Source organism: Pauljensenia sp. 20925_1_34, assembly GCF_041432775.1.
GTDB lineage: Bacteria > Actinomycetota > Actinomycetes > Actinomycetales > Actinomycetaceae > Pauljensenia.
In genome coordinates, this window is record NZ_JAPWAG010000025.1 from 24,705 (window position 1) to 35,733 (window position 11,029).

General features: G+C 71.1%; 11 protein-coding genes. 7 read left to right on the forward strand and 4 right to left on the reverse strand.

All coding sequences use genetic code 11. The features are described from left to right. Nucleotides 1–180: 180 nt before the first annotated feature. From O3669_RS08810 to O3669_RS08820, 3 genes are read right to left on the reverse strand one after another with little or no spacing between them, the layout of a single operon-like run. Complete coding sequence (locus O3669_RS08810) at nt 181–1,086, reverse strand: alpha/beta fold hydrolase (protein WP_371524413.1); 906 nt, start codon at nt 1,084–1,086, stop codon at nt 181–183. Beyond that, entirely contained in the window at nt 1,083–3,044 is a 1,962-nt protein-coding gene (locus O3669_RS08815) for a hypothetical protein (RefSeq protein ID WP_371524414.1), read from the reverse strand. The genes O3669_RS08810 and O3669_RS08815 overlap by 4 nt, the downstream gene beginning before the upstream one ends. Nucleotides 3,045–3,098: 54 nt before the next feature. Beyond that, on the reverse strand, nt 3,099–4,028 hold the full coding sequence (locus tag O3669_RS08820) for a hypothetical protein (RefSeq protein ID WP_371524415.1): 930 nt from the start codon (nt 4,026–4,028) through the stop codon (nt 3,099–3,101). Nucleotides 4,029–4,045: 17 nt separating this feature from the next. On the opposite strand from O3669_RS08820, the gene O3669_RS08825 reads away from it, so the two are divergent. Then, complete coding sequence (locus tag O3669_RS08825; RefSeq protein WP_371524416.1) at nt 4,046–4,882, forward strand: hypothetical protein; 837 nt, start codon at nt 4,046–4,048, stop codon at nt 4,880–4,882. Nucleotides 4,883–4,888: 6 nt separating this feature from the next. Here O3669_RS08825 and O3669_RS08830 read toward each other — a convergent pair whose 3' ends face one another. Next, on the reverse strand, nt 4,889–5,659 hold the full coding sequence (locus O3669_RS08830) for an HAD family hydrolase (RefSeq protein WP_371524417.1): 771 nt from the start codon (nt 5,657–5,659) through the stop codon (nt 4,889–4,891). 141 nt (nt 5,660–5,800) lie between these two features. Between O3669_RS08830 and O3669_RS08835 the strand changes: the two genes are divergently transcribed. The 6 genes from O3669_RS08835 (at nt 5,801) to O3669_RS08860 (ending at nt 10,843) form a co-directional block, all read left to right on the forward strand. Further along, the gene (locus O3669_RS08835) at nt 5,801–6,919 is read left to right on the forward strand and encodes a hypothetical protein (RefSeq protein WP_371524418.1); all 1,119 of its coding nucleotides are present in this window, start codon (nt 5,801–5,803) and stop codon (nt 6,917–6,919) included. Beyond that, nucleotides 6,912–8,024, forward strand: coding sequence for a TadA family conjugal transfer-associated ATPase (locus tag O3669_RS08840; protein ID WP_371524419.1), 1,113 nt, complete (start codon nt 6,912–6,914; stop codon nt 8,022–8,024). The genes O3669_RS08835 and O3669_RS08840 overlap by 8 nt, the downstream gene beginning before the upstream one ends. A gap of 272 nt (nt 8,025–8,296) precedes the next feature. Next, nucleotides 8,297–9,520, forward strand: a complete 1,224-nt coding sequence (locus O3669_RS08845; RefSeq protein ID WP_371524420.1) for a type II secretion system F family protein — start codon at nt 8,297–8,299, stop codon at nt 9,518–9,520. Between the two features lie 341 nt (nt 9,521–9,861). Further along, nucleotides 9,862–10,128 (forward strand): DUF4244 domain-containing protein, encoded by a 267-nt coding sequence (locus O3669_RS08850; protein ID WP_295918244.1) that lies wholly within the window; start codon nt 9,862–9,864, stop codon nt 10,126–10,128. Next, on the forward strand, nt 10,125–10,463 hold the full coding sequence (locus O3669_RS08855; protein WP_295966840.1) for a TadE/TadG family type IV pilus assembly protein: 339 nt from the start codon (nt 10,125–10,127) through the stop codon (nt 10,461–10,463). The genes O3669_RS08850 and O3669_RS08855 overlap by 4 nt, the downstream gene beginning before the upstream one ends. Before the next feature lie 26 nt (nt 10,464–10,489). Then, on the forward strand, nt 10,490–10,843 hold the full coding sequence (locus tag O3669_RS08860; RefSeq protein ID WP_371524421.1) for an Rv3654c family TadE-like protein: 354 nt from the start codon (nt 10,490–10,492) through the stop codon (nt 10,841–10,843). Nucleotides 10,844–11,029 lie beyond the last annotated feature (186 nt).

Genomic DNA, 11,029 nt, shown 5'->3' on the forward strand with positions numbered 1-11,029 from the left:
GGTGCGGAGCTCCTTCCGCTCGTGCCCGATTGCTCGGGCGTTCCGATTGAGGCTGCGCGGCGAGTCCCATGCGTTAGACCGATCACTAGGGGGTACCGCGTATCACACCATTATGCCCTATCTATCAGATGAAACATGTTTCATTCTGGGATTTGTGTGAGCTGTCTAATGAAAAACAAGCTAAATTGCGTGCGCTGCGACGTGCTCAGCCAGGGCGTCAGCGACTGTGGAGGGTGCTTCCTCGGCCAGAAAGTGCCCGGCCTCGCGAATGACAATCTGCGTCAGGGGTGCGTCGACAAACTGCGCGTCAGCTGCGTGATCGAGGGTGGACCACGCGCCGTCATCGCGGCCGACAAGAGATAGGACGGGGACCTGCACCGGCTCAGCCAGGGTGCGGCGCAGTTCCCGGGACAGCGATCGGGTGGCGGTCAGCCCACGCAGCGCCGTGTGCGCGGCAAACGGACGCCGCAGCGCTGCGCGATAGGGGCCAGACTGGGAAACAAGAGCGTCCACGGACCCGGGCGAGGCCCACGCGCGGAACACGGTCGTCACGAGCGAGCCGGAACGCAGGGCACGTTCCCTGCCCGTCGGCAGGGCGAGGCGACCCTGGAGGACGCGCCCGCCCGCCCAGGGGACGCGTCCGATGACGGGCTGCGTGCCCAGGGGGTGGGGTGCCGACAGGACGGCGACCGAGCGAAGTTCGAGCGGCGCTAAAGCGCCAATCATCCACGCGACACTCCCGCCCACGCCAAGCCCGGCCACCGAGAAAGAGGCAACGCCGAGCGCGCGCACGACGCCAATGACGTCGCGAGCCATCTGTTGCAGATCGCAGTCTCCGCGCGTCAGGTCTGAGGTGCCAAAGCCTCGTAAATCGAGGGCGAACACGCGCGACGTCGACTCAGCCAAGAGGGGCAAGACCTCGCGCCAGGACCACCAGTGCTCGGGGAAACCGTGCAGCAAGACCAGGGCATGGTCCATGCCCTGGCCCATGTCTGCGACGTGGAATGCAGCTCCGCCAGCGCTCACGTGCCGGTGGGTCCACGGACCCTCGAGCTCGATCGCGCTGGCGGGGATGAGGGTGTTCACTTGCGCTTCAGATCCTTCGCGGCCTTCTTACGCGCGCCCTTGGAGTAGAAAGCGCCCGCCGGGTTGATGGCCTCGATGGAGGTACGCAGCGCCTCCTCTGCGCGGCCCTTGCGGCGCGCGGAGTGAGACACGTAGCCCAGGCCCATCAGGACGATGGCCAGCAGCGCGAAGCGGCCGGAGTAGCCGGAGGCCTGCAGGTGGTGTGCGAGGTTCGAGCCGAGGGAGCTGGTGTTGGCCAGGACCGTGAGGGGATCCAGCAGGGTCGAGGCCGTGATGCCGGGAGTAAGAACCCACGGCAGGCCCGCAAGCAGCGTGATGACGCCCATGAACCACGCGCCCAGCGAGGAGCGGCGCGCCGTGGCGCACAGGATCACGGTGATGACGATCGCGCCGAGGAGCTCGCCGAGCGCCAGGATCGAGGCGACGCCCGTGAACATGGGGGCGGCCTCGGACAGCGTCATGCGCGAGCCCGCGTCGGCAGCCAGGTACCAGCCGACCGGGACGAGGATGAGGAACAGGAGGAACGACAGGAAGTGGGCGCCGCTGCGCGAGGGCATCTCGGTGATCTCGGGCGTGGCGCTAAACAGCTCGTCGTCCAGCCGGGAAGCGGGTGCCTTGTCGCCGCGGTCGCGGCCCTGGCTGGCGATCGCGGCCAGGGTGGCGGCGTCGCGATCATCCTCGTCGGTGCCCAGCACAGAGCGGCGCTGGGGACGCTCCTCCTCGGCCAGCGCCGACGCGCCAGCCGCGGCGGCAGCTCCAGCCGCGGCAACTCCGACCGCGGCCGCAGCGCCATCGCCGGACTCGTTCTGTGCGCTCGCCTCGTCCTGCTCGTCGAAGGAGTACGAGGGCGTGGTGGCCATGCGCTCAGCCAGGCGTGTGGACAGCTTGCGCGTGGGCACGTCGGTGTAGGCGGACTCCTCCGCATCCGTGTAGTTGGGCAGCTTCTTGGTGGGCACGTCAACAGTGGAGGAGGCCTGCGCCTCGTCCACGGCCTCCTGCGCGCTCTCGGCGGCGCGCGCTTCCTGCGCGGCAGGGCTCAGCGCGGGGATGGAGGGAGAGAAGGGCTCGTCGTCGCCGAAAATCATGGAACGGCGCGAGGGCAGCGAGGGGGCGGCCTCGGCGGCAGCGCCACCGACCGCGGAAGCGCGCTCGTCGCCGTGGGACGAGGCCTCGGCGGAGTGCTCGGGGGCGTCCTCGATGGGGGCGGGTTCCTCGGCGGCGACGGGTGCCGCTGCCTGCGGCTCAACGCGATCCTCGCGCGCCGAGTCCAGGTTCAGGCCAAGGGCTGCCGCTGCCTGGGCGGGCGTCATGATGGGGGAGCGCACGGGCTCAGACGAGGAGAACTCCTCCTCGGCGACGGGCGCCTCGTCGGCAGGCTCTGCGATGACGTGAGCCTTGGCGGTGGGAACGTCCACCTGCGAGGGCTCCTCGATGACGCGTGCCTTGGCGGTGGGAACGTCCACCTGCGAGGGCTCCGCGACGGCGCTCTCCTCGGCGGCTGCCTCAACCGCGCTTTCCTCAACCGCGCTTTCCTCAACCGCGGGCGCCTCCACCTCCGAAGGCTCCTCGGCGACCGGCTCAGCGTCGGCCTCATGCTCGGAGACAGCGTCCGCCTGGGGGGCCTCAACGGACGTATCCACAGGCTCAACCTCGGAAGCGGAAGCGACGTCGGCCTCGTCGGAGGGAACGCTCGGCGCGGAGACGACGGGCAGCTCGCCCGTGGAAATCTTGTCCTCGATCGTGGGCTTGAGCGGCGCGGCGCCAGGGACGCGGCCCGTCAAACCGCCGATCGCCACCGACTCGATCTCGCCGGTGTTGATGGGCTCGCTGGCCTCACCGATGATCGCCGCTGCGTCGGAACCGTCACCGGGCAGCTCAATCTCTTCGCCGGTCAGGACCACGTTGTCGCGGGCATCCTTCTCGTTGTCGCGGTGGACGTCAAACTCGTTCTCGGACATGCTTCCTCCTTATATCTGCCCACATATTACGTTTTAAGCGCCCCTGCGCGCGCATTAGACCGCGGCAGGCCCCTCAATGTGAGTCGAATCCTCGACCGAATCGAGTCGGCGCACCGCGCGCAGCCGCGCCCACAGGATGCCCAGCGACGCGCACCCGGTCGCCATACCCAGGGCCGCCAGCATCGGCGAGGCCAGCGCCACCTTCGTCAGGATCGACGAACCCGGAACAATCACGTTCCCGGTCAGCGACTCCCACACGGGAAGAATCACATAGCTGGGCAGCACCAGGATCAGCCACGTCGCCAGCTGCGCGCCCGTAATCGACCATCGGGCGCTGACCACCAGAACGGCCAAGGCCACGCCTGCCGACAATGCCAATCCGTGGCCCATCCCGTGCCTCACCAGGACGCCCTCAAGCCCGAGCGCGGCCACGTTCGTCGTATCCGAGGGGGACGCCGCGATGATCAGCACCGCGACGGCGAGCGCCGCAGGGACCGCGATCGTCGTGCCGAAAGCGTGGCGGTGTACCCGCGCGAGCGGCATGCGTGTCGTCTGACCGGCACGCACGCGCACCGACTTAATCGTCAGCGCGCACGCGCCCAGCATCAGCGACAGGCACACCGGATACAGGCCCCACACGACGCCGGCGAACATGTCGTCGGGCTCGACCGAGGACTTCATGAGGAAGGGGATGCGTGCGACACCCAGGAACTGTGCCGCACCAACGACGAGCGACCACGCGAAGGTGACGACCATGCCCACGCTGGACTCCTCGCAGTTCAGCGCGATCAGCGCCAGGAGGAGGGAAGCCAGCGCCAGGCCAATGAGGCCTTCGACCGAGGCCAGGGGCTGCCCGACGGCTGCGAGCGCCTGCACGTCCACCATCGAGGAGCCCAGGAACACCAGGGCAATGGGGGCGAAAACGAACGCGAAGAGGCCCGAGCGCAGGCGCGCGGAGAAGTTTCGATGCTGCAAAAGCGTCATGCCCCTAGTGTAGGGGTGTGAGTATCGAAGCCCTCATCGACCCCGCGCCCTCCGTGTTGCGCGCCGCCGCCGTGCGCCCCGATGTCGCCGCCGCCATGGACGAGGCCCACGCCGCCCTCGCGGATCTGCGCTTCGCCGAGGGCCTGCGCCGAGGCTGGGAGGAAGCACGCGCCGAGGCTGCAGTCCGAGAGGCCGCCGCCCTGTCCATCGTGGAGGGCGCGCGCACCACCGTCGACGACGTGCGCGCCCTGTCCATGGCTGACGCGGGTGGAGCGGCCTCGGATCCGGGGGCCGCACTCGCGCTGGGGATCTGGCGCTCCCAGTGGAATCTCGCCTCGCGCTTCCCGGCCCTCAACACGCGCTCCCCGGGCGGGCCTCGCGTGGCCCCCACGCCCCTGCCCGCCCTCATCGCGGGACTGCACAGGGACGCGTGTTCGGGGTTGGTCGCCGCCGGCCTCGTTGAGCCTCGCGCGCTCGCCGTGCCCACCGACCCCGCCGCGCTGGCGCCCGCGCTCGACTACGCGCGCTGCGACGCACCCGCCCTGGCCGTCGCCGCCGCGCTCACCGCCCACTTCCGATTCCGGCGCGTCTTCGCCCCGGCCTCGTCCGTCGTCGGCGCGGGGCTGGCCCGGTGGATCCTGGTCATGCGGGGCGTGGACCCGACCGGCGTGTGTGTGCCCGGCGCCTACGACGCGCTCGACCCGGCGCGCGCGGGGCGTGCCCTGGCCGGGTGGGTCAGCGCCGACGAGGCCGGCCTGGCCCGGTGGATCACCCACTACTGCGCGGGGATCGTCTACGGCGCTCAGGTCGGGCGCGACGTCGCCCGCCACGTGCAGGCGGGCAGGCTCTCGTAGGGGCGCTTAGCGGCGCAGCAGCGCGCAGGCCGCCGCCCCCACGGCCACCCCGGCCATGAACGGCACGGCGACCTTCGCGGGCGTGGGCACCCGGCGCGGCAGCACCCGAACAGTGGACAGGAACGTCAGGGTCGGCCAGCCCTCGCGCTCGGCCATCTCGCGCAGGGCGCGGTCCGGGTTGACCGCGTACGGGTGCCCGACCAGGCGCAACAGCGGCGCGTCTGAGACCGAATCCGAATACGCCGAGCACTCCGACAGGTCCCAGCCGCGAGCGCGGGCCAGGGCCTCGCAGGCGTCCGCCTTGCCCTGCGCCTGGTTGAAGTGCGTGACCTCGCCCGTGAAGCACCCGTCCTCGTCTGTGGCGGCTTTGGAAGCCAGGACCTCGTCCGCGCCGAGCATCTTGGCGATCGGGCGCACCACCTGCTCCACCGATGCCGACGCGATGACGACGACCTCGCCGATGCTCTTGTGGTAGGCGATGCGGCGCAGGGCCTGCGCGTAACAGACCGGTTCGATCGTGCGTTCGAGCGCGTCCTCGACGGTCGCCTCCAGGAACGCAGCGTTCCAGCCGCGGGCCATGCGGCCCATGGCCTCGGCCATTTGTTCCATGCGTGACTCGTCCGCGCCCGACAGGAGGTACGGCAGCTGCACGAGGAAGGAGGTGATCGCGGTGCGGCGATTCATGAGGCCCGCCTCGATGAAGGGGCCCGACAGCGCCACGTTCGACGAGGTATCCAGGACCGTCTTGTCCAAGTCAAAAAATGCCGCGCGTACCATTTGTTTACTCCAGCGTCGGGATTATCCACAGGGCCCGCCATCGGACCGCTCTATGCACAGGGTGGCATTTCGTGTCGGCGTTGTCCACAGGGGCGCGCGTGCCGGTAGACGCTCGCGCGTGTGGCGGCGCACCGTTGAGGGATGAACGCAATCGTCGAATGTGTCCGCGGCCCGGTCGCCCTCGTGGGCTTGACCTCTGCCGATCTGTCTTACGCCCGCGATGCCCTCACGCTGGCGGGCGCACGTGCGTGCTCCGAGCCCTTGCGCGCTGCCCTGGTGCTCGCCGCCCCGGGTGCGCCCGTCCCCGCGCTGGTTCCGTGCGTGCGCGTCGGCAAGGGCGGGCAGGTGAGCTTGCCCGGGGACACCGCCTTGCTCGTCTCTCTTATCGCCGAGGCCTCCTGGCGTTCCTCCCGATCCGGTCCCGTCTGGGTGGTGGCCGGGATCGCCGGGGGAGTGGGGGTCACGTCGCTCGTGCGCCTGCTCGCCAGGAGCGGCGCGCGGCGTCCGTGGTGGGGGCGCGTCGCTGGGTGGCTCGGGCGAGTGTTGCCGGTGACGAGGCCTGGGCCGGGTCGGTCGCTGTCCGACGACAGAGGGAGCGGTGCTGAGGACAGCTGCGGTGCGCAACGAGATTCTCTTGCGGATGACGTCCCCGTCGTCATCGACGCCTCCGGGTCCGTGCCGGGCTTTGCCGGGTCCGGCGATCACGACCTGCCGGGCGTGCGGTGGGCGGATCTGGAGGCGAGCGAGGACTCCTACCTGCCCTCCCTGCGCGACCACCTGCCCGTCATCGGCGGCGTGCGGGCACTTGTCGGGGACTGTCGCGGGGGAGCCAGCGCCGATGACCCGCGCGTGGCGAGCGCGTGCCGTTCGATTGGGGCCCCGCTTATCGTCGACGCCGGCCGGTGGGACGCCCGGGCCGCTCGCCTCGCCGAGGTGATACGCGCCGACGCCATCATCCTCCTGACCCACGGTGACATCGAGGGGGCTGCATCTGTCGCCGCGTCCCTGGCGATAGCTCCCGCCCCCGTCCCCGCGCTCACGGCCGTGGTCGGGGATCGAGCGCGGCGCAGCCCCGGCCTCGTCGAGTGCGCTCCCGCGCCCATCCTGCACGCGCCCACCCGCAGGGGGCGAGACCTGCGCGCGCTACTGCGAGCCCTACACGCGTGCGGGTCTGCGAGCACGAGCGGACGGGTCAACGCCTCCTTCGATGAGCCCGAGGGCCCCGACTGGCTGCGTGCGCTGGAGGCCTCCCATGCGTGACGCCCATCGGTTCTTGGCGCGTGGCGACCCGCCCGCCCGCGCCGTCTCGCGCGCCGCTCGGCCCGGCTGCGGGGCCTCCGAAGCCGCGCGCACCCTCGACGACCTGAGGGCCAGGACGCGCGGCATGAACCCCGCCCTGGCCTCGGTCATAGAGGCGCCCGGAGTCACCGACGTCCTTATTAATGGGGGCCAGGCGTGGGTTGACCGCGGCGGGGGCCTGGCACGCGTCGACGTCGGCATCCGCGGCGAGGCCGACGCCCGGCGCGCGGCGATCCGCATGGCCAGCGCGTGCGGGGTGCGCCTGGATGACGCGAGCCCCATCGCCGACGGAACGCTGCCCGGCGGCGTGCGCCTGCACGCGGTCCTCGCGCCCGTGTCCGGCTCGGGCACCCTCATCTCCCTGCGCGTGCTGGGCACCCGCCGCCTGGGCGTCGCCGACCTCGAGGCGCGCGGCACCCTGCCCGGCCCGGTCGGCCCCCTCCTGCGAGGCCTCGTCGCCGCGCGCGCGAACGTCCTCATCTCCGGGGCCACCGGCAGCGGCAAAACGACCCTTCTCAGTGCCGCGCTCTCGCTTGTGGGGGCGGACGAGCGGATCGTGTGCATCGAGGAAGTCCCCGAGATCGCGCCCGCCCACCCGCACTGCGTCCACCTCGTCGAACGCAAACCCAACATCGAGGGCCGAGGCGCCATCACCCTGCCCGACCTCGTGCGAGCGGCCATGCGCATGCGCCCCGACCGGCTCGTCCTGGGCGAATGCCGCGGCCCCGAAGTGCGAGACGTCCTCACCGCCCTCAATACCGGGCATGACGGCGGCTGGGCCACCCTGCACGCCAACAGCGCGGCGGACGTGCCCGCCCGGCTCGCGGCACTCGGCGCGCTCGCGGGCATGAGCGAGGCGGCGCTCGCCGCCCAGGCCTGCGCCGCCCTCGACTCCGTCCTGCACATGCGACGATCCCCGTCAGGACAGCGCTGGGTCTGTGAAGTCGGCGTCCTCATCAAGGACCGCGGCCCCCTGGAGTGCGCGCCCGCGCTTCGCGTCACCTCCGATGGGCGAGTCATCGAGCACGAGGCCTGGGCCGGCCTCGCCGAACGGGCGGGGCTATGAGGTGGGTGTGGATTGCGTCGGCGGGGGTCCCCGCCGGGGACGGCGCGCGGCGGCCATGCCTGCTTGCTGCGCGTGTCCTTCCACCATCGTGGGGCGAGTGGGTAGCTGGTGGTCCAGTCGGGGATGGCCTCGCACCGGTTAACCTCGCCGAAGGAGCAGGGAGCCACCGCCTGCTCTGCGTCCTTGTCGCCGTCGCGCTCGCGGTGTGCGCGGCGCGGATTGCGGCAGGAATCCTCGCACGGCTCCTGCGCGCACGCCGGGAACGCCGCGTCGTGCGCGCCTGGGCGGGCTCCCGCGGGGCTCCTGTTCGGGCTACTGGGCGGGCTCCCGAGTGTGCTCCCGGTGAGGCTTCCGGTCGGACTTCCGGTGAGGTCCCCGGTCGGGCTTCCGGTCGGGGCGGGACGTCTCCGCGCCCCCGCGCTCGCTTCGCTGCTTTTTCGCGCTGTGCCTCCTCCACTCGCCGAGGCGAGGCTGCCCACCACCGAGGACGCGCACAGGGACCTCCCTCAACGCGCGAACTCGCCCTCCTGGCCGCCGAGGTCTCCACGCGACTGCGCGCCGGCGCCCCGGCCTCGTCCGCGTGGGAGCGAGCCCTGGAACGCATCGGGGTGGGCAGCGCGGTCGGGACCGACGACGTTTATCCGCGCGCCCTCGACGAGTGGGCACGCGAGCCGCCGCGGTGGCGCTCCCTCCTGACGCGCGCTCGCAGCCCGGACGCGGCAGCCGCCCGGGCCAGCGCCGCCTCGGTGGTCGTCGCCTGCCGATTCAGCCACGGCCTCGGCGCGCCCCTGGCCGACGTCCTCGACGCGATCGGGGACGCGATCGACGACGCCCAGGCCGTCGAGGAGGCCCGCCGCGTCGCCTCCGCCGGGCCACTCATGTCCGCGCGCGTGCTCGCGGGGCTGCCCCTCGTGGGTGTCACGGCCGCGCTGGCGCTCGGAGCCTCGCCGTGGGGCTTCTACACGAGCGGCACACCGGGGGTTGTCTGCGCGAGCCTCGGCGTTCTCGCGTGGGTGGCGGGCGTCGCCTCGTGCCGACGCATTCTCGCCCGATGTCGACGTGCGGATGCGGGCGGCGGCGACACGGACGCGGCGCTGGCGTGCGACCTGATCGCCTCGGCCCTCGCGTGCGGGGCCTCGATTCCCCGAGCCCTGGACGCCCTCGCCGACGCCTGCGCGCAGGAACCCCTCGCGTGGACCGCCTCCTCCCTGCGCCTGGGGGCGACGTGGGAGCAAGCGTGGGAGGAGGCGCCCGCGTGGGCCGATCCGCTCCGTGACGCCCTCGAGGCCTCGTGGACCGCCGGCACCGCGCCCGAAGGAATGCTCGCACGCTGCGCCTCGTGGGAGCGACGCGCGCGCCTGGTCGACGCGAAGACACGCGCCGAAGAACTCTCCGTGCGCCTGGTTGGCCCGCTCGGCGCGTTCTTCCTGCCCGCGTTCCTCCTCCTCGGTATCGCGCCCCTCCTGGCGCACCTCATGGGCACCGTCGCAGGGTAGGCGGCGTCGCGCGGGACATGCCGTCGTGGGGACGATCGAGAGGTGGGGGTGATGCGCGTTGGGGCCCTGACGCCACGATACCGGGGTGCTGAGGTTCCGCGGCGGCGACCGCACAATCGGGGTGATGGTGGAGGTGGTGCAACGCTGGGGAGATGCTCGTCGGGGCATCGCAGACCTGGTCACTCGATATCCACAGGGGCACGCTCGATCCGACTTATCCACAGCCCCTCCTCGTGTCGCGCCGCTATCCACAGGGGAACAAATCCACCTGGAACGCGGCTACGCGAGGCGCGCACACTGGCCCTGCGCGCACCCCGCGCGCACGACGAAAGGACAGATCAATGACGATTATCGAACGCATCGACTGCGCCGCGACCAGGGCGCAGCTCGCCGCCATGGGGACCCTGCGCGAGGCCGCCCAACGCCTCCAGGCGGCCAAGGACGACCCCTCCTCGGGCGACCCCGAGGAAGGCGCAACCACCGTCGAATACGCGATCGGCACCATCGCGGCCGCCGGATTCGCCGGGCTGCTCATCGTGATCCTCAAATCGGACGCGGTGCGCTCAACCCTCGAATCCGTTATTCAGGAAGCGCTCAACACCCGATGAGACGCGACGAAGCCGGATACGTGACCGTCGAGCACGCCGTGTGTTTCGCCGCAGTCACCCTCGTCGTCGGCGTCATCGCCGCAGCCGCCCAGGCAGGCCTGACGGGATCCTCCCTGTGCCAAGCCGTACGCGAAGGTGCCCGCGCCGCATCGATCGGGGAAGGGAATCCGCAGGAGGCAGCCACGGCCTCGTACCCCCAAGGCTCCTACACGGTCGCGCGCGGAGACGGACTCGTGACCGTCACCGGAACCGCCCCCTACCGCGGCGCCGCCGGGTGGATCGGGGGACAGGCGCGCTGCGCGGTCACGACCATCGACGAGGCGGACCTGCCGTGAGACGGTCGGGCGAGGCTCCCGCGAGGATGGGTGAGGAAGGGTCCGGGACGGTCAACAGCGTCGGGCTCATAGCCTTGGCGCTCACCCTCGCGATTCTCCTTGCGGGAGTCGGCGGCGCTCGCACCGCGTCGGTGCGGCTTCAAGCCGTCGCGGACCTGGCGGCGTTGGCTGGTGCCGAGCGCTCTGCGACCGCTCCCTGGGAGGATGTTGGCTCGCGCCCCTGCGAGGCCGCCAGCAAGGTCGCAGCCGCGAATGGGGTGAGCGTCGAGTCCTGCGAAGTGCTCGGAACCGACTGCCGCGTCGTCGTCAGTGGGTCCGCGACCGCCATGGGAGTGTCGCTCGAGATACGCGCGCGAGCGCGCGCCGGAACCGAGGAATGAAAAACTCACAGGAAACTATCAGGTTCGTTCAATGCTTCCCACAGGTGAGCGCTCTACATTAGTAGTCATCAAGCTAAAGGAATCGCTTACAGGAGCGATCCGGGAAAGGGAATGCATCGGGAGACTTGCACTGTGTTGATGGGATGCTCGAAGGGGTCAGTCGTGAGGCTGGCCCCTTCGAGTTTG